The 19198-nt window shown below is 57.9% G+C and carries 15 protein-coding genes and 1 pseudogene; 10 read left to right on the plus strand and 6 right to left on the minus strand.

What is annotated here, in order from left to right:
• Nucleotides 1–521 precede the first annotated feature (521 nt).
• Nucleotides 522–1560, minus strand: a pseudogene (locus IB244_RS27825) (IS110 family transposase).
• Nucleotides 1561–2424: 864 nt separating this feature from the next.
• Between IB244_RS27825 and IB244_RS32990 the strand changes: the two are divergent.
• From IB244_RS32990 to IB244_RS27835, 3 genes are all read left to right on the plus strand, one after another.
• Nucleotides 2425–2706: a transposase gene (locus tag IB244_RS32990; RefSeq protein WP_312867271.1), complete on the plus strand. Its 282-nt coding sequence runs from the start codon at nt 2425–2427 to the stop codon at nt 2704–2706.
• Nucleotides 2675–2839 carry a hypothetical protein gene (locus IB244_RS32590; RefSeq protein ID WP_246734720.1) on the plus strand — a complete coding sequence of 55 codons (165 nt, stop codon included), beginning with the start codon at nt 2675–2677 and terminating at the stop codon, nt 2837–2839. The genes IB244_RS32990 and IB244_RS32590 overlap by 32 nt, the downstream gene beginning before the upstream one ends.
• 329 nt (nt 2840–3168) lie before the next feature.
• Nucleotides 3169–4317: a site-specific integrase gene (locus tag IB244_RS27835; RefSeq protein WP_192240482.1), complete on the plus strand. Its 1149-nt coding sequence runs from the start codon at nt 3169–3171 to the stop codon at nt 4315–4317.
• 147 nt (nt 4318–4464) lie between these two features.
• Here IB244_RS27835 and IB244_RS27840 read toward each other — a convergent pair whose 3' ends face one another.
• The 5 genes from IB244_RS27840 to repA form a co-directional block, all read right to left on the minus strand.
• Nucleotides 4465–7656, minus strand: coding sequence for a DEAD/DEAH box helicase (locus tag IB244_RS27840; RefSeq protein ID WP_192240483.1), 3192 nt, complete (start codon nt 7654–7656; stop codon nt 4465–4467).
• A gap of 38 nt (nt 7657–7694) precedes the next feature.
• On the minus strand, nt 7695–8519 hold the full coding sequence (locus IB244_RS27845; protein ID WP_192240484.1) for a hypothetical protein: 825 nt from the start codon (nt 8517–8519) through the stop codon (nt 7695–7697).
• 373 nt (nt 8520–8892) lie between these two features.
• Nucleotides 8893–10110 carry a plasmid replication protein RepC gene (repC, locus tag IB244_RS27850; protein WP_192240537.1) on the minus strand — a complete coding sequence of 406 codons (1218 nt, stop codon included), beginning with the start codon at nt 10108–10110 and terminating at the stop codon, nt 8893–8895.
• A 174-nt stretch (nt 10111–10284) separates the two neighbouring features.
• Nucleotides 10285–11238, minus strand: a complete 954-nt coding sequence (repB, locus tag IB244_RS27855; RefSeq protein ID WP_192306317.1) for a plasmid partitioning protein RepB — start codon at nt 11236–11238, stop codon at nt 10285–10287.
• Nucleotides 11239–11361: 123 nt separating this feature from the next.
• Nucleotides 11362–12558, minus strand: coding sequence for a plasmid partitioning protein RepA (repA, locus tag IB244_RS27860; RefSeq protein WP_192240538.1), 1197 nt, complete (start codon nt 12556–12558; stop codon nt 11362–11364).
• Nucleotides 12559–12925: 367 nt separating this feature from the next.
• Between repA and trbB the strand changes: the two genes are divergently transcribed.
• The 7 genes from trbB to trbL are packed head-to-tail and all read left to right on the plus strand — an operon-like array spanning nt 12926 to nt 19188.
• Nucleotides 12926–13891 (plus strand): P-type conjugative transfer ATPase TrbB, encoded by a 966-nt coding sequence (gene trbB, locus IB244_RS27865; protein ID WP_192240486.1) that lies wholly within the window; start codon nt 12926–12928, stop codon nt 13889–13891.
• Nucleotides 13881–14273 carry a TrbC/VirB2 family protein gene (locus IB244_RS27870; protein ID WP_192240487.1) on the plus strand — a complete coding sequence of 131 codons (393 nt, stop codon included), beginning with the start codon at nt 13881–13883 and terminating at the stop codon, nt 14271–14273. Before trbB ends, IB244_RS27870 begins: the two co-directional genes overlap by 11 nt.
• The gene (locus tag IB244_RS27875) at nt 14266–14565 is read left to right on the plus strand and encodes a conjugal transfer protein TrbD (RefSeq protein ID WP_192240488.1); all 300 of its coding nucleotides are present in this window, start codon (nt 14266–14268) and stop codon (nt 14563–14565) included. Before IB244_RS27870 ends, IB244_RS27875 begins: the two co-directional genes overlap by 8 nt.
• A 10-nt stretch (nt 14566–14575) precedes the next feature.
• Nucleotides 14576–17011 (plus strand): conjugal transfer protein TrbE, encoded by a 2436-nt coding sequence (locus IB244_RS27880; RefSeq protein WP_192240489.1) that lies wholly within the window; start codon nt 14576–14578, stop codon nt 17009–17011.
• Nucleotides 17004–17813 carry a P-type conjugative transfer protein TrbJ gene (gene trbJ, locus IB244_RS27885; protein WP_192240490.1) on the plus strand — a complete coding sequence of 270 codons (810 nt, stop codon included), beginning with the start codon at nt 17004–17006 and terminating at the stop codon, nt 17811–17813. The genes IB244_RS27880 and trbJ overlap by 8 nt, the downstream gene beginning before the upstream one ends.
• Nucleotides 17810–18013: an entry exclusion protein TrbK gene (trbK, locus tag IB244_RS27890; RefSeq protein ID WP_192240491.1), complete on the plus strand. Its 204-nt coding sequence runs from the start codon at nt 17810–17812 to the stop codon at nt 18011–18013. The genes trbJ and trbK overlap by 4 nt, the downstream gene beginning before the upstream one ends.
• Nucleotides 18007–19188, plus strand: a complete 1182-nt coding sequence (trbL, locus tag IB244_RS27895; RefSeq protein ID WP_192240492.1) for a P-type conjugative transfer protein TrbL — start codon at nt 18007–18009, stop codon at nt 19186–19188. The genes trbK and trbL overlap by 7 nt, the downstream gene beginning before the upstream one ends.
• The last annotated feature ends 10 nt before the right edge of the window (nt 19189–19198 follow it).

Raw genomic sequence — 19198 nt, forward strand, 5'->3', positions numbered from 1 at the left:
CTGACGCCGCCACCATTGCATTGAGGTCCTATATTGACCTTTGCCACTCAGTAGCGAGGTGGAATTCTTACACACGTCCAGTAGCGTGCACTCTCCCCACGAGTGCACCATAAGCAGTCGAACAACTTCGACTTCTGGAGGATGTTGTCGGTAAACCCGGCGCGGTTCACGGCGATGAAGCGGAATTGATCACAGGGCTTTCCGTGGCATCAACAACGAGTTGTTCCGCTTCCTAGATGTATGCGTTGACGCGTTCAACGTCACGGGGCTCAAAAAATCTCGGCGGACGATACAAATTCCCAATCGCTGCCGGAGAATGTATCTATACCCGAAATGGGTACTACTGGCCTCGATGAGGTCCGCGACAGGAGCGACTAATCAGCATAACGCGCTCGAAGCGCATGAGTGTCCGGTTTCTCTCCTGTCAGGATTTCGTCCCGTGGGTTCACCGTCCGTTGTTGCTCCTTGCCCTCTGCCGGCCCGCGCCGGTCAGATCGTTTGGTAGGTCACCGTGCTGCTCATCAACGGGCAACCGCAGCCGTCTCCGACACCTCCGGGCGTCGATAAACTCCACTCTTGTTTAGAAGCGCCCAGACAATCCGCGCCATCTTATTGGCCAGCGCAACTGCGGCCACCTTGAATGGGCGACGGGCAAGCAGCGTCCTCAGCCAGGGCTGTGCTCGCTCATTTTTGCGGGCGCCACGGAGGACTGCTGTCGCTCCAAGAACGAGGAGGCATCGAAGTTCGGGATTTCCCATCTTCGAGATGCGCCCCATCCGTTCTTTCCCTCCACTCGAATACTGTCTCGGCGTAAGTCCCAGCCAGGCGGCAAAGTGACGAGCTGATTTGAAACCACCGGGGTCTGGCACCAGCGCCTTGACAGTAGCCGCGATGATGGCGCCAACGCCAGGGATCGTGGTCAGCCGGCGCATATCCTCATCAGTCCTTGCTTCGGCAACAATAGCGCGATCAAGCCGGTCGATCTGGCCTGCCAGAGCATCGATCTGATTGGCAATCGCCATCAAGGCGAGCCGCGCTGCCGCAGGTAAGCGGACATCCGTGAAATCGGACCGCCACCAGCGTCTCGACCTTTCCCATGCCGGCGGCATCAATGATACCCAATTCGCTCAGATGCGAACGCAGGGCATTGACCACCTACGTTCGCTGCTTCACCAGAAGACTGCGGCTCTTAAGCACTATCGCTTCCGCTTGTTGCGCAGCCGTTTTGACCGGAACGAACCCCATGGTCTTGCGCGTCACGGCCTCACTGATGGCCTCGGCGTCCGCTGCATCTGTTTTACTCCTTTTAACGAGGGGCTAGACATAGGCCGGGGGAATAAGCCGCACGTCGTGGCCGAACCTGGCGATCTCGCGAGCCTAATAATGGGCGCTGCCACAGGCTTCGATTCCGACAACGCAGGCAGGTTGCTTCGAGAAGAAATGCAGCACTTCACTACGTCGCAGCCTCCGGCTGAAAAGTTGAGAGCCGTCCTCATCTGCTCCGTGAACTTGAAAAATGTGCTTCGCCAAATCCAGCCCGATGGTGCTAATCTGCTTCATGGAACGGTCCCTCCCTTGTGGCGTTTGAACAACGACCACGTTTTAGCACAATGATGCTGTTGGAGCGGGCCGTTCCCCCCCATCAGCATAAGCAGGAAGCCTCAAGCACAGACTTGAGTATAAGCCTATTTCTAAGCTCTCTGCTCACGGCTCTGATGTGAAGATTGAGAAAGTCGTGGAACAATCGCCGAGACGAGACGACCACTGATCTCGGAGTCCTAAAATCGGGAGGACAAACGGCTGCGAGGGACGCTCCAGGCACAAGGGTCGCCTCACCAGGGTTACCGCCCAGTGCAAGAACCTCAATGACGCAAAAACGGCCACCATCAAGGTCTGGGGATATGGCTGGGCATTAGAACGGATCTCATTAGGGCACTATTTCGGACGGGCACGCCCCCGCAACGTCTTGCCTCTGCCAGTGGCGTGCGGGACTTAATCCCCTCGCGCAGCTGATCGGGTGTGATCTGTAGACGTTTTTCGATCCGATTGCCGCTCAAGATGAAACATGGGGAGCGAGGCCTGATCACGAAGCCCGGTGTATCAGAATTGCCACTCTCACTAGGCAACTGGAACAGTCGCAAGGAGAAAGCTGCCAGATTGAGTATTCTTTTTTAGCAATGCATCATAGCCTCATCCGGCTCAAACTGAGTGGAAACGCTGCCGCCGGCTGTTCGAAGGCAATAGCAGACGGTCGGCGGCGTTTCATTTCATCCATCGACCACTAAAAACTGCCCCGGGATCGCACAATGAAGTTTTGAACCGGATTTCGACGTAGCGCACTGCCATGTCCCTCCGTCATACAATCCCACTGGGTTGGCGACGAGCATCATGGAAGCCCACCCCGATTGAAACGCCCTGTATTGGGTGACAAAGCTCTCCGGCCTCCCAGCGGGTGGCGTCCAGGCACTCGTATTGAAGTCTAAAGCTCCGGTTCGATCGGATCTTTTCCATTCGTACCGGCTATGGGACCTCGACAAACTGTTGTCTGGGCTGAGGCGCCACAAGGCCGACCTGCTGCGGGTTCTGGAGCGACCTGAAATGCCACTGCATACGAACGCGTCGGAAAGAGATCTGCGCTGCTTTGTCATCAAGCGAAAGATATCACGGCGGCACCGTGAGCGGCAATGGTCGGCAGGCGCGCGATAGCATGCTCGGTCTGATGAAGACCTGCCAAAAGCTCGGCCTGTCGTTCGGGCATTATCTTGGGGAACGGCTGGGCATTGGCGACGGCGACCATTTTATTCCGCCACTCCCCTTCATCGTTGCGGGACGAGCCTGAGAGCATCGTCCCCTATGGGACGACAGCGACGGCGCTCCAAAATCCGTAAAATTCGTCGGGTCTGCCACCAAATCAGCCCCGCTTACACCGAAACAGGTCTGGATGGGCAGATTCGCTAAATCATAACACGTTGAACTTATGGTAACAATTCCGTTATAAGAAGCGATACAGGGGATTGCTTCCGCTGCTCATGACAATCTTCGGCTGCAGTTCGAACCATCGATAAGTACTGGTTATCGGTGGTTGATTGATTTCAGGGTGCAAATCAGAAAGAATCGGGGCAAATCACGGTCCTGGCGGCCGCTGAAACCGTCCTTTTGGAGCGCCCCGTGGCCAAAGCCAAGAAAACCCAAAATGCCGTCGAGCGCCGCGCTGAAGAACTCGACACGATCGCCGCCGTCCTGCCGATCGAGCGCCGAGACGAACTCGCCGAACTGTTGACCGACCAGGATGTCGAAACGCTGCGCCATCTCGTCAACCAGGGCATGGGCGACAATACCCTTCGCGCCCTGACCTCGGATCTCGCCTATCTCGAAGCCTGGGGGATAGCCGCCACCGGACGCTCGCTGCCGTGGCCGGCGCCCGAGGCGCTGCTTTTGAAATTCGTCGCCCATCACCTCTGGGACCCGCAACGCCGCGACACGGATCCCGATCACGGGATGCCGGCCGACGTCGACGAAAGCCTCCGGCGCCAGGGGTTTCTCAAATCCGTCGGTCCGCATGCGCCGGCGACGGTGCGCCGCCGGCTGGCAAACTGGTCGACGCTAACCAAATGGCGCGGCCTTGACGGCGCCCTCGCCTCCCCTGCCCTCAAATCCGCCATTCGCCTCGCTATACGCGCTGTTCCTCGGACCCGGCGTCGCAAGAGCGCCAAGGCCGTCACCGGTGACGTGCTGGCCAAACTGCTGGCGACCTGCGCGACCGACAGCCTGCGCGATCTCCGCGACCGCGCCATCCTGATGGTCGCCTTCGCCTCTGGCGGCCGTCGGCGCAGCGAGATCGCCGGACTGCGCCGCGAACAACTGACCGTCGAGCCGCCGATTCTGGTCGAAGGCGGAAGCCCCCTCCGCTCTCTCGCCATCCATCTCGGTCGCACCAAGACCACCAGCGGCGAGCAAGACGATGTTGTCTATCTTACCGGTCGATCAGTGGAGGCGCTCAATGCCTGGATGACTGCTGCCAAGATCGATAAGGGAAGTGTGTTTAGGGCGATTGGGCGATGGGGAACTGTTTCGCGGCGCGCGCTCGATCCCCAGTCGGTCAATGCGATGATCAAGCAGCGGGTGGCGATGGCTGGATTGGACAGTGGGGAGTTTTCCGCACACGGAATCCGTTCGGGCTATCTTACGGAGGCCGCAAACCGCGGCATCCCGCTTCCTGAAGCGATGGAGCAGTCAAGACACCGATCGCTGCAGCAGGCATCGAGCTACTATAACAGTGCCGAACGTCGCAGCGGTCGCGCAGCAAGACTGCTATGACCGCAAGATGGATGCCACGGGTAGGCACCGCAGCCCGGTCGATATGGTCACGCTACTTAAATCTCGACAGATCGAGCACTTTCGTGTGGTGACGCCACCATAGCACGAGGCACCAACAGACAGAGGTGCGAGTTTGCATACCCTGCCCTATAGCTCTTCATCAAACTCCTCGTTTGCGAAGCCATAAGTTTCCTCATAAAGTCGATGCAATTGCACCCGACCCAGGATTTCCCGGTGTCCATTTGCAAACTGGAGTTTCCCGACTGTATCAAACCCTCGGCGAACCGCCCCTGAGAGGCTTTGCAGCAACTCCAAGTCGAGCGGCGGTTGAGACTTATCAGCGTCAAGTTCCTCGGCCATTCGAGCGACTACGCCAATCACAAATGAGAGGCCACGAGGAATAAATGTCGCTATCAGTTCACGCGCCCGCAGGCACATCTTCGAACTCTCGGGCGTGCCGTTCGGATTGCCACCCAACGCTCGCTGAATCTCGTTTACCGGTTGGCCGCTAATCCAAGCTTCAATGCCGGGTTGTATGGCTTCAAGCACGGCAGCTGTGAGCGGGGTACCAGCCTTCTTGCCCGCCGCTGATATGGCGGATTTTTCCACATCTCTCAGCAAATGCTCGCACGCATCGGCATCTTCCTTCAGCCATCTAAACACCCATCCGATCCATCCCTCTATGGTCGTTGGCAAGTTCCCTAGCCCATCGGAAAGACGCACCCTGAGCTTTTCCAGAAGGTCAAGGGGAAGCCCGCTCTGGGATGCCATCAATAGGACGACCGCCTGAGGATCGTTCTCGACGGCCTCCTTTGCGAAGTCCCACAGTTCTTCGACCTTCTTCAGGTGGTCGTCCTGCTTCTTCTTTTTCTCGGCCAGAAACGAACCGAATGACCGGGACATCAAGTTATCGGTTGATGCGACGTCGACGTCCGCCGCGCTCAACGCCACGAGGCGATTGATCGTATAAGTTACCTGTCGATCATCCAGCTTCCCCTCCATGACGCGGTCGAGAACTACCTCGAGAGGATCGGTAATCGTGACACAGCGATCGTCCTCAGGCAGAACAGACTTCAGCTTACCCTTCAAATCCGCGTTCAGCACCGCTCCTGGCTTGAACGTCGTTATCGGTTCGGGAACCAAGATGACGACGCCATTGGCCAGGTGGCCCGCCCTGCCCGCACGTGCTGCGGCGTTCAGGAGTTCATGGGCTTCGAGCGCTTCTCGCTTCCCATCTGTCGCACTCGAACGTTTATCGCCCGCCAATACGGCGAGATGGGCCGGGAGATTCAAACCTTGCGCAAGAGTAGGCGTAGCTACAATCACGCGCGCACCGTCGTTTCGGCGAAACAGCCGCTCAGATAAAGCGCGCTCTAGCCGAAGCATCGATGAATTATGCGGGACAGCACCGAAGTTTGGTTCGCCAAAGATCGAATGCTTAGCATCGCCGAGCTCCAGTACGAGAGCATCCCATAACGACACTTCGCTTTCGTTGAGAACGACGGCTTCGCCCAGTTCACTGGCTATCTTCTTCGCCGTTCCGACTGCATCGGCTTTTGTGTTGACGAAAACGATGGTTTTGAGCCCGCTTTTGTGGGCGCTTAACGAGATCGCCGCAGCGACGTCGTTGGCGTTAGGGGTTGCCCAAATCCTTACTCCTTTGAAGCCACCTGCCAACTGGAATGCGTCGTCCGAAATACTCGTGAACGCATGCGCCGTCGTCGATCTCGTCCAATTATGTTGCAATCCCCAGACCACGTAGGGCTGCGCCGTGATCTCACGTTCGGCAGGTGCGCGCAGGCCTTTTGCAATCTTTTTTTCTTGAACGTTTTTTGCTTTCTGGACGGTTTTTGCGCGTTCGACAGCCTGCGCGATTTCATTTTCCTCGTACGTAACGACTCCACGAGCCTGGCGGCTTGGCTTCCAGAGCAGATCGACCGCCAGACAGGGCCGACCGGTGAGTTTTGCAATCCACTCGGAAAACTCTGGTCCGTTTTTCAGCATCGCCGAAAGGAAAAGCATATCCGCTTCCGGAACAGCAGCTCGAAACGCCAACAGGCACAGCATGCCATCAAGGGCACGGCCGATTTTTCCCGATTCCGCGCTTAGGAGATGGCATTCGTCAAAAACCAGCAATCCAACCTTATGGAACGACGTCGGGGAATAGGAGAGCATCGCCAGGCATCGCTCCGGTGTCATGACCTCGATGTCCTGCAGCTGCGCTTCTTCCAGGAGCAGGGAATCGTAGTCGCTGGAAACCTCTAGCCCAAACTTGTCGGTTGGGAACATCTTCTGCAGGTCGTCGGTGAGTTGCTCCACGAGGGCGTGCGTAGGAGCAAGGAAGATGACCTTTTTCTTACGAGCGAGCGTTGCGGCGATCTTCAGCACGCTGATTGTCGTCTTACCGGCCCCGGTCGGCAAGACGAGGACCGCGGAATTCCCAGTCTCGTAAAACCCCTTGTGGATTGCTTCCCTATGGTTTCGCCAAACATAGGGCGCGTCCTCGGCCCTAAATGTGAGCCATCGTTGCCAAAAGCCGGCGTCTGCGCCATCGGGCGGAGGCAATTTGGTGAGCGCAGCCTTGTCAATGGCATCAGACGCGGAAAGCAACATGGAGGCAAGATGGGTTGGCCCCGCATAGGCAGTGCGCAGCTCACCACCGAGCATCTCCTCACCGGCCACTTCCACATTCGCGCAAAGCTCTATGACTTTCCGAAAGGCATCCTGAGCAGTAGCGAACCTTCCAGGCGTCGCTTCAGGGACCGCGACTGACATCAAGTTCGCTGCAAGTCTCTCAATGCCTTCGATCACAGCCGATGCGAGGCTACGAAAGGCTCGGGTCTGGATCGTACCAATTATCGGCGCGTCGACGCGCCAGCGATTGGCGCGGGTGAGTATCGAGGTCAGCCTACCCTGGACCAAATCGCGAATGTGGTCACCGAGGATCCTGATTTCGAAAGGTCCCCGACTCCGGGGAATGGATGCTCCTGCCTCGTAGGCGTCAGCATATTGTTCAGCTCCCAGGAAGAGCACAGCTGCCGATACCGCCGGATCAACACCATCGCGACTGATCGGCGATGTATGCTCGGTCTCAAAAGCGGGAGACGATCGCCGTGCAATAATTTGCTGAGCTGTACCCGCTACGAAGGCGGCAGCCCGGCGTAGTTCCGGATCCTCTTCAATGGACGCGACAATCTCATAAACGTCAGCGATACGATCGAGCGACCATGTTTCCTTCTCTGAAGCGGCGTCATTTTCCCCCTTGAGCCTTGCCGAGACTAGCTCGGCATAGTGCCGCGTCAGCATCTGAGGGATTTGTTGGGCATCGAGCTCGGGCAAACTAGGCGCGGCTCGAAGAGAGTTCCGATGTGCGGATGTCAAACATGGTCGGCTTCAAATTGCTTGAGTTCTTTAATTACTTCTTCAGCGAGTTCCTGAAACCACCCGCGCAACTCGCTGACAATCAATGTTGCTCCAATGCGCTGGTCCTTGGTGATATCGGCTAGACCGTTGTAACCCTTGAAGAGCTTCTTCCGTCTCGTGGCCGTCGATACCTCGGCTCCAACGGTCAGGGCCGCCCGATAGGTCCGAAAGCTCTTGTCGAGCACCCTGGCGGCTGCCTTCGTTGCTTCGGTCCCGTTAAGCCCAGTTTCTCGGATCAAACTCACCGCGTTGGCAACCAAATCGCGCATTCGTTTGCTGGCGTGGTGCTCCCCAAAGGTCACGAGTACCTCGCCCTTGAACTTCTTCCGCGGATTTTCCGTGCATTTGTCCTCGAAGATAGTTGCGCCAACCATCACCGGCTCAGTCGGATCCATTTCGATCGCAAGGCCGTCGAGACCTTGCGTCGTGGAAGCAATGTGCGGATCCTTCATGAAGGTCCGGGAACTGCTCGACTGACGGGCAACAATCCAGGAAATGCATTCAAACAAAAAGCCGTCCCGATGGTAGCGCGAGACTTCTTTCTGCGCATCGGTTTGTCCCCGGATCAACATTTGACCCCGCGCTCCGCGGAACAGTTCCTCGTCTGACAGAGCAGGACCATGAGGTTCAAGGGCGTCGATGATCCTCACAGCATGCTGCGCCTGCCCAAGCGCGATGACCGCAATCAATTTCGCCAATTCTTCGAAATCATTAACCGCCCATTGGAGGCCGGTGACGTCGTCGTCGACCTCCACCGTCGTAGATGTTACAGCAGCCATTCTTTCAAAGTCCCCAACCCAAATGCCGAGCGGAAGATATGGAGAAACCCATAGTCGTTCAATGGGTTAATCGGTGACAGTCGAAGAGTTTTCAGGCTCTTAGTTACCGACGTCATCGCAACGAGAGGTGCGAATAATTCTCGCCAGCGGATTAAGTCGCATATAAGTGCCATACAACACGCGGGTTTGACGGCGCCTTCGCCTCCCCCGCCCTGAAATCGGCCATTCGTCCAATGCTCAGATGTCCAGGGCATGAAGAGCGGCACCAGCCCGCAAGCTCAGACATCGGCAGTACGAGTTTCCGGCCGGAAACTTTGAGAATTTACCAATAATCTTCAGTGGCTTAGCCTGAAACACCTCAATTTCGTTCGATTCACGCGGTGGCGTTGTTCGGCACCGAGTTCGCCCTCAGCTGCGCAAAGAGCATCGGCCCAAGCGAAAACTCCCCTCGCCGCGCTTTCGCGGTCAGATCCCGAAGATATCCCCCCGCCGAGTTGATGTGCCCACCACGCTCGTAGATGCACGCTATCGCTATCGCCGCCCCGGCCTGCCCCATGACTTCGCACGCCTCCTCGTAGGCCGAGGGGCTAACACCAAGCATGGACCGAACTGTTACCGCGGCTGACATCATTTCGCGCCAGCTACCGATAGATCCCCCTGGGCCAAACGGTGCAATCTCCGGGCAGGCACGCAGCACCATGGACAACGGGAACGCCTCCGGTTCGGCTTTCCGCTCTGTCCGCTTGTTTGTCTCGGACTTTTCGCCCTGCTTTTTTTCGAAGCGAGGTTCAAGTTCATTGCAGGATTCGGTATTTGAATTCTGTATGTGGCATCCGTCGGCGATGGCATTGCCATCGTTTTTTGCGGTTTCTTCTTTAATTTCCAGCATCCTGGAGACTTCCTCGTGAAGAAGGCTCATCTCGTCGAGGCTCGCTATCAGATCCTGTAGAGTCGGGCGCCGAACGAACCTTCCTACAATCTCGACAAAGCACGTTTCCGCGGCAGTCCAATCGCCCGCAAGGTTCTCTTCCATCCCAACAGTGATCAGCTTGCGGACATCTCGCCGAACGATCGTGAGGCGGTCCTTCGTGATGCGGAAGCGGCGCTGTTCAGTAGCCACGTCTTGGGCGAGGGCAGCAAACTCGCTGGCGCGCGCAAGAAGCGGCGCGAGGCTGAAGCCGTACGCATCCTCGATTTTTCCTTCGTCGCCTTTTCGAGCGTAGCGCTTGCCGTTAGGGCTATCCTTGCGGATGATTACACCGGCCTCCACCAGCGAACCGAGGCACTTGCGCAGGGTTGTCCCAGCGATGCCATTTGTGCGGGCTGATAGCTGAGCATTCGATGGGAAGACGACCAAGTTCCTCTCGTTGCTGAGTTCGGCAACTGGGAAGAATGTTAACAGTGCATTCAAGACGGCCAAGGCTCGATCTTGAAGGCCAAGGCGCGAGCGGGCGTCGCTTACGTCGCGAAACACACGCCACTTATCCACCGGACCGGCTGTTACAGCCTGCTCGGTCTTCACCTGACGCTTCACCAGGGCAAGCGTCATCGGCCGCCGCCCAAAGGGCGTCGTGATATAACCCGTTTCCATGTCCTTCACCTTTCACAAGGCAAAGAAAAGGCTACGCCGGTGTGGCGTTGACTCTTGACTGTGATTCCGGGAAATGCGATTCTCTAAGCGACCAAACTGAGAGAGGCCTTCTGGAACACCGTTTCGGAGGGCTTTTTCTTTGCGCTATCGGCACCTTTCTTCGTTACGACTCATCTATTGCTTCGACTTCTTGAACGAAGCGTAGATCTCTGGGAGAGCCGACATCAGGTACTCACCGAATTCCGGCGCTGCCTTCTTGTCGATCATCAATGTCAGTGTTCGTCTGTCCTGGCGGAAATTCGCAACCTTGACCCCATCGTCGGCTTGCCAGACATCTGCCTGAACTTTTCCGTTCTTAGGTTTCTTTGGTGCAACTGCGTCGAAAACGCGGACAAATCGCTCATCAGAACCTAGGGAGCCGACGTCGCTGGTCGACAGAAGGGCACGCGCCTTCTCTGCCGCCCCTCCTACAGCCAATCGCGATGAGAGCTCATACCAGCGATCACGGCCCGTCTTTGGGGCAGCACCAATCAGCCGGATGATGTCGTCCGGCAATTGGGTCGCAGCCTGAATCAACCGTGAAAGGTTGCTCTTGTCGACAGCCAGCGCTGCCATGATGACGGGGCGCTGGTACCCACTCGCTTCGAGCTGGGCCGCATAGAGCGCCCGCTCGATAAACGACAGATCCTGACGCGCACTGTTTTCCTGACCTTGCGCCAGTACAAGCTCGTCATCTGTCAGATTTCTGATTGCGGCCTTTACCTTGAGGCCGGCCGCTTTGACCGCTCTCAATCGTCTGCGGCCGTAAGCGATCTGATACCGTCCTTCCACGGTCGGGTGAGGGCGGACAAGAATTGGAACCTGCTGCCCATTCTCGCGGATGTTGCGAGCAAACTCCTCAAACTGAGCCCCATCCTCATCAAGTCGATCAGTAACGGACGGCGCATCTATCAGTTCGGGATCGAGTTCGCTCAGTCCCTGCGACTTCAAGGCTTCAATCGAACGAGAAACTGCACCGATTGCACCTCGAGGCGCGTATTGGGGGGTAGCGGCCGCCCTGGCTCCATCGACCTCCGTAGCTGATGAAGCAGGGGCTTTCAAATCTGAAAGGAGATGTTTTCTAGCCATCTTGCTTTCCCTTGAGGCGCTCGTGATAAGCCTGATGCGTGGACATAGAGAGTGCAAAATTTGAAAAGTTTCCGGCTGGCAACTTCTCCGTCAATGTCGCGTTTCGTGGGATCTCTACTGCCATTATTTGCGGCCCCAAGATGATTGAATGAGCTGTTCGATTTCGCTGTTCACGTTGTCGAGCGATTCCATGGCTCGGTCGTATGTTGCTCGCGTGAACTGGTCGCGGCTCACCTCATAAAGAGTCTGCTTGGTAATCCCCGCGTCTGAAATGGCTGTACTCTTGAGCATCGGGTGGTTCAGGACATGGTCGCCAAACATCGTGCGCATAAACGACACCATCTGGTTTTGCGGTCCGTCCCCTGGCTCATAGCGCGTAACGAGATAACGCATCCAATCGTAGTTCATGCTGCCGCCGGCATCCGCCACGACGCTCAAAAGCTCTGAGGTCATCAACAGAAACTGGCACATCGACATCACATCGAGCATCTGAGGGTGGACGGTGACAAGAACGGCCGTTGCGGCGCACAGAGCGGAGATTGTCAGAAAGCCGAGCTGGGGAGGGCAATCGACGACGACAACGTCATAATCGTCCGCCACTGACGCAATTGCGTCGTCCATTCGCGTGAAGAAGATGTTCTTGCGGTCGCTAGAGCTGAGTACTTTGGCGGTATCGTGCTCGAATTCCATAAGCTCGAGATTGCCCGGAACGAGATCAAGGTTCGCAAAGTAGGTTTTCTTGATTACGTCCTTCAGCGGGCGACGCTCTTCATCGTAACGAACGGCGCCGTACAGCGTCTCGTTGTCCCCGACGTCAAACTCAGGCTGGAATCCGTGCAACGCGGACATACTGGCCTGCGGATCAAGATCAATCGCAAGAACCCGATATCCATTGAGCGCAAGATACTGAGCTAGATGAGCAGCCGTCGTGGTTTTACCGCTGCCTCCCTTGAAGTTTACCGCGGTTATAACCTGCAAGTGCTCACGACCACTGCGACGCGGTGAGTAGCGACGGTCACCCTTGCCATTCTCGTCGAGATACTCGCGGAGCGCCTGAATAGTCTCGACTGAATACGAACGGCGATTGTTATTTCCGATCTCAGGCTGCGGCCCCTTGCCCTCGATCGAGAGGTGGCGAAGGTAGCCATCGTTGACACCTATGAGCTTCGCAGCCTCTGTCGATGAAAACGACCGAAGCGTCTTTCGAGCTTCGGGTGGATAGAGTTTCACGCGATGCTCGTGAAGCGCGCCCGAGAGATCTCGCGCGTGCGCCGCTATCAGTTTATGAATAGCCTTCTGAAGCTGAGCGGGATTCTCCACGACGTCCTCTCGTACACACGGTAAATTTCGTAAATACATCTTTTTGCCGTGGATAGGACAACTCATTCCAGCGCGTTTTGCAAGATTTTTAAAGTTAACAAAGCCTTAACGCGAAACGAACATTCGAGCGCCACCACAACTAATCCTTAGATTCCAGCGATTTATCCATCTTATGATGCATTCTCCCTGCCGACATTTCCTGTGATTCATATTCTGCTCCAATAGCGGAACTTGCTGGCCCGCCACCGAATCGACGCGACCCTGACGGAATCACCCGCGACTCGCGAGGTGCAAATTTGCACATGGACTTCGCGCGGCCACCGGGGTCTGTCTCCTCACGCACTCAACCGAGGAGACGATCTTCCCCATGCTTCAGTCGCACTCCCGCCTTGTCCGCAAACTCCAGGACGCACTTGGCGAGCGCCTTTGCGTTGCCCTTGAAGACCCGACAGTCGTCGAGATCATGCTCAATCCAGATGGCAAGCTGTTCATAGAACGCTTGGGTCACGGCGTTGCGCCAGCTGGTGAAATGCAGGCGACCGCAGCCGAGACTGTCATCGGATCGGTAGCGCACGCTCTCCAATCCGAAGCCGACGGAGATCGACCAATCGTCTCCGGCGAACTACCGATTGGCGGCCACCGCTTCGAAGGCCTTCTGCCTCCCGTCGTCAACTCGCCAACGTTTACGATCCGCAGGCGCGCTTCACGGCTCATTCCACTCGACGACTATGTGGCCGCGAACATCATGACGGAAGCCCAGGCTTCCATCATCCGCAGCGCCATCACCAACCGGCTGAACATCGTCATCGCTGGCGGCACGGGCTCAGGTAAGACAACACTCGCGAACGCGGTCATCGCCGAAATCGTTTCCGCCGCGCCGGAAGACAGGATGGTGATCCTCGAGGACACGTCCGAAATCCAATGCGCCGCGGAAAATGCCGTCTGCCTCCACACGAGCGACGCGGTCGACATGGCCCGACTTCTCAAGAGCACGATGCGCCTGCGTCCCGACCGCATCATCGTTGGCGAGGTGCGCGACGGCGCCGCACTGACGCTCCTGAAAGCCTGGAACACAGGACACCCCGGCGGCGTCACGACGATCCATTCCAATTCAGCCATGTCGGCGCTTCGCCGCCTCGAGCAACTGACGTCGGAAGCCAGCCAGCAGCCAATGCAAGCCGTAATTGGCGAGGCGGTCGATCTCGTCGTCTCGATCGAGCGCGCCGGGCGGGGCCGCCGGGTGAGGGAGGTCCTCCATGTGGAGGGGTTCAACGGCTCGCGCTACCACACAGAACACTATCCGCAGATCGATGAGGACAGTCATGCTGCATAATCGCTTTCTCCGTTTGGGAACTATCGGCGCATTGATTTGCGTCTCTCTTGCCGGCCCCGCACTCGCAGGCTCAGGCGGAAGCCTCCCTTGGGAAGGCCCGCTGGAGCAGATCCAGCAATCAATCACGGGACCGGTTGCTGGCTATATTGCGTTGGCGGCTGTCGCGATTGCCGGCGGCATGCTGATCTTCGGCGGCGAGCTCAACGATTTCGCGCGGCGATTGATGTATGTGGTGCTGGTCGCAGGGATCCTGCTCGGCGCGACAACGATCGTCGGCCTTTTCGGCTCGACCGGCGCTTCTATCGGTGGCTCGTTTGTCGCCGAGCAAACCGCGGTCCCGAATGCAAATCGGGTCGGGGGAGGGGAGGGGCGTCATGGCTGACGCCGGCACAGGGCTTCATCGCAACCGGATCCACCGCGCTTTGTCGCGGCCGAACCTCTTGATGGGAGCGGATCGAGAGCTCGTGCTTCTGACCGGGCTCGCGGCGATCATTCTCATCTTCGTGGTGTTGACCGTCTATTCGGCCCTGTTCGGCATCGCGATCTGGATCGTGGTCGTCGGCGCGCTCCGCATGATGGCGAAATCGGACCCCATGATGCGCAAAGTCTATGCGCGTCATATGCGGTATCGGGCGCATTACCTCTCGACCTCCGCGCCCTGGCGCCAATACTGAGGATCTCGCGATGGTCGCTTTACGAACATTTCGATCGACTGGTCCATCATTCGCCGACCTCGTTCCTTATGCGGGCCTTGTCGATAACGGCATCCTCCTGCTGAAGGACGGCAGTCTGATGGCCGGGTGGTATTTTGCCGGTCCTGATTCCGAAAGCGCTACGGATTTCGAGCGCAACGAGCTTTCCCGTCAGATCAACTCGGTCCTCTCGCGACTTGGTACCGGCTGGATGATCCAGGTCGAGGCCGTGCGCGTGCCGACGACGGAATACCCGTCTGCTGAACGAAGCCACTTTCCCGACACCGTGACGCTGCTTATCGACGACGAGCGCCGCAGGCATTTTGGACAGGAGCGCGGGCACTTCGAAAGCCGTCATGCGCTCATTCTGACCTATCGGCCGCCAGAGCGGCGCCGATCGGGACTGACCCGATACATTTACTCGGACACGGAAAGCCGCTCGGCGAAATATGCCAATACCGCTCTTGATGCATTTCGCCGCTCGATCCGTGAAATCGAGCAATATCTCGGCAACATCCTTTCCGTGCAGCGGATGCAAACCCGGGAGGTTCCCGAGCGCGAAGGTGCACGCGTTGCACGCTACGACGATCTTTTCCAATTCATTCGGTTTGCGATCACCGGCGAGAACCACCCCGTCCGCCTGCCAGAAATCCCCATGTACTTGGACTGGCTCGCTACGGCGGAGCTGGAGCATGGACTGACGCCGCGGGTCGAGAGCCGGTTTCTCGGCGCAATCGCGATCGATGGGCTTCCGGCCGAGAGCTGGCCGGGGATCTTGAATAGCCTGAACCTAATGCCACTGACATATCGATGGTCATCGCGTTTCATCTTCCTGGATGCGGAGGAAGCCAAGCAGCGCCTCGAGCGGACCCGCAAGAAGTGGCAGCAGAAAGTACGGCCGTTTTTCGATCAGCTGTTCCAGACACAATCCCGCTCGATCGATCAGGATGCGATGGCGATGGTCGCCGAAACTGAGGATGCGATCGCCGAAGCCTCATCTCAATTGGTGGCCTATGGCTATTACACCCCGGTCATCATTCTCTTCGACGAAAACCGATCTGCACTGCAGGACAAGGCGGAAACGGTCCGTCGCCTCATCCAGGCGGAAGGCTTCGGAGCCCGCATCGAGACGCTGAACGCGACCGATGCCTTTCTCGGCAGCCTGCCGGGCAACTGGTATTGCAACATCCGCGAACCGTTGATCAACACGCGCAATCTTGCCGACCTTGTTCCGCTCAACTCGGTCTGGTCGGGTCAGCCATCCGCGCCATGTCCTTTCTATCCCCCCGATGCGCCGCCGCTCATGCAGGTGGCGTCCGGCTCGACTCCCTTCCGACTGAACCTGCATGTCGACGATGTCGGCCATACCCTGATTTTCGGTCCGACCGGTTCCGGCAAATCCACGCTCCTCGCTCTGATCGCTGCGCAATTCTGCCGCTACGAGAAGGCGCAGGTTTTCGCATTCGACAAAGGCAATTCGATGCTGCCGCTGACGCTCGGTGTCGGCGGTGATCACTACGAGATCGGTGGCGAGAACGGGGAGGGGGCCAGTCTTGCCTTTTGCCCATTGTCAGAGCTTTCGACCGACGCTCATCGGGCGTGGGCCTCCGAGTGGATTGAAACCCTCGTTTCGCTTCAAGGGGTCACGATTGCGCCGGACCATCGAAACGCGATTTCGAGGCAGATAGGGTTGATGGCGTCGGCGCCCGGTCGCTCGCTGTCGGATTTCGTCAGCGGCGTCCAGATGCGGGAGATCAAGGATGCGCTCCACCACTACACGGTAGACGGCCCGATGGGTCAGCTCCTCGATGCGGAAGAGGATGGCCTAACGCTTGGGCGCTTCCAGTGCTTCGAGATCGAGCAGCTGATGAATATGGGCGAGCGTAATCTCGTTCCCGTTCTAACCTATCTCTTCAGACGCATAGAGAAGCGGCTCGATGGTTCACCGAGCCTCATCGTTCTGGACGAAGCATGGCTGATGCTGGGCCATCCTGTGTTCCGCGACAAGATCCGGGAATGGCTCAAGGTGCTGCGCAAGGCGAACTGCGCCGTCATCCTCGCGACGCAGTCGATCTCCGACGCTGAGCGCTCCGGCATTATCGACGTCCTGAAGGAATCTTGCCCCACCAAGATTTGCCTTCCGAACGGCGCAGCCCGGGAATCCGGCACCCGCGAATTCTACGAGCGGATCGGCTTCAACGAGCGGCAGATCGAGATTGTTGCGAACGCCATCCCGAAACGCGAATATTACGTGACCTCGCCTGACGGCCGCAGGCTTTTCGACATGTCTCTCGGTCCGGTTACGCTCTCCTTTGTCGGCGCCTCTGGCAAAGCCGATCTCGCCCGCATCAGGGCGCTCTCATCGACCCACGGCCACGAATGGCCGGGTCAGTGGCTCATCGAAAGGGGGATCAACCGCTATGAGTGAAGCAGTCCAGTTTTTGAAGCTCGGCAAATCGTTGGTGGCTATATTGGTCGCCGCCGGCCTTACCGCTACGCCCACTGTCTCCTATGCAGGAGGCGCAGTAACTGGCGCGACCGAAATGACGCAGCTCTTGAACAACGGCGAGCTGATATCTTTGGTCGGGCAATCGAGTGAGCAGATCACCAATCAGATCACCCAGATTACCCAGCTTGCCGAGCAGATCCAAAACCAGCTCAATATCTATCAAAACATGCTGCAGAATACGGCCCAGCTTCCGAACCATATCTGGGGCCAGGTCGAAGGTGACCTGAACCAGCTGCGCGATATCGTCAATCAGGGTCAGGGCATCGCCTTCTCCATGGGTAACGCCGACGATCTTTTGAAACAACGCTTCAAAAGCTATGCGGACCTGAAGACAAGCCTGCCGAACGCCGAGAGCTTCTCGTCCACCTATCAGACGTGGTCGAACACGAACCGCGACACGATTTCCAGCACGCTCAAGGCCGCAAGCCTCACCGCCGATCAGTTCGACAGCGAAGAGGATACGATGGGCCAACTGCGATCAATGTCGCAATCGGCGGACGGCCAGATGAAGGCACTTCAGGTCGGCCACCAGATCGCCGCTCAGCAAGTCGCCCAGATGCAGAAGCTCCGCGGAATTGTCTCCCAGCAGACGACGATGATGGGGACCTGGCTGCAGAGCGAACAGACGGACAAGGATCTGGCACAGGCGCGTCGCGAGAAATTCTTCAACGCGAACGTCCAATCCATTCCCGCCGGACAGAAGATGGAGCCTCGCTGGTGACCCGCCCCGTACTGATCGCCGTCGTGTGCATTGTGATCGCAGGGATTGCTGCGGTCACCACAGTCGTTCTGGTGCGTGGAGAAAGCTCCGCCCCGCCGCAGATGAGTGAAGAGCAACGAGCAACACGCGAGAAGTTCTTTGGCACGGGCAAGGCGCTGCCGCCGATCGAAAAGGGCCAGGAGATGCGCCCGAGATGGTAAAGCGCGGTCGGAGAAGCACCATCCTGGTTGCGGGTATCGCCTTCCTCGCTTTGGCAGCACCGGCTCTCGCCCAACAAGGCCAAGTTCTTACGGAGTTGGAAAATCAGGTCTCGACGGCCGCCAAAGGGTGGGAAACCACCGTCATGGATGCGGCTAAATCGCTGTTCTGGATCCTCGCAGGTATCGAGGTTGGCATTGCCGCCGTGTGGCTCGCGATCCAGGCAGCGTCGCTCGACAGCTGGTTTGCCGAGCTCGTCCGACGCATCATGTTCATTGGCTTTTTCGCCTTTGCACTCACACAGGGCCCGACTTTTGCCAAGGCCGTCGTCGATAGCCTGTTCCAGATCGGCGCCGGTGGCGGCTCTGCGTCTCCGGCCGAAGTCTTCGACGCCGGCATTCGCGTTGCGTCTCAGATGTCAGAACAGGCGAAGTTCGGCGTCTTTGAGGACAATGCCCTAGCGATCGCCGCAGTGCTTGCTATGGGCATCGTCGTCATCTGCTTCTCACTCGTTGCGGCAATCTTCGTCTCGGTCATGGTCGAGATGTATGTCGGCCTGCTGGCAGGCATGATCATGCTCGGGCTCGGCGGCTCATCCTTCACCAAAGACTTTGCGATCCGCTATCTCGTTTATGCCTTCGGCGTTGGGATGAAGCTGATGGCCTTGGTCATGATCGCCAAGATCGGCTCTAACGTCCTGCTTGGGCTCGCGCAGGCTCCGACAGCCGAAAGCGACCAGTTCATCACCACACTCGCGATTGCTGGCATCTCCGTGGTCGTCTTCATCATCGCGATGTACGTTCCGAGCATCATCCAGGGCGTCGTGCAAGGAGCCTCCGTCTCCGGCGGCATGGAGACAATCCGCCACGGCGGACAGGCGGCCTCGTTCGCAGCGGGCGGCGCGTTTCTCGGAGCTGGCGCCGTCGGCGCTGGTTTTGCCGCCGCGCAGGCAGCGCGCGCCGGTGGATCATCGGCCGCAGGTTCAGTACTCCGGGGCATGGGCGCGAGTTTCAGTTCCGGTGCCATGGCTGCCGGATCCGCCGCCAAGGAGAAGGCAATCGGATCACCCGGCGCTTATGCCGGCTCCCTTCTCGGCCTGGCCAACGCGAAGCTCGACCAGGCAAGAGGCAATCCGTCAACTCCGACGCCCCCTCCGGAAAGACCGGACAAACCATAATTCACGGACA

Origin of the sequence: Rhizobium sp. RHZ02, from assembly GCF_014851575.1 — a bacterium.
Taxonomy (GTDB): domain Bacteria; phylum Pseudomonadota; class Alphaproteobacteria; order Rhizobiales; family Rhizobiaceae; genus Rhizobium; species Rhizobium altiplani.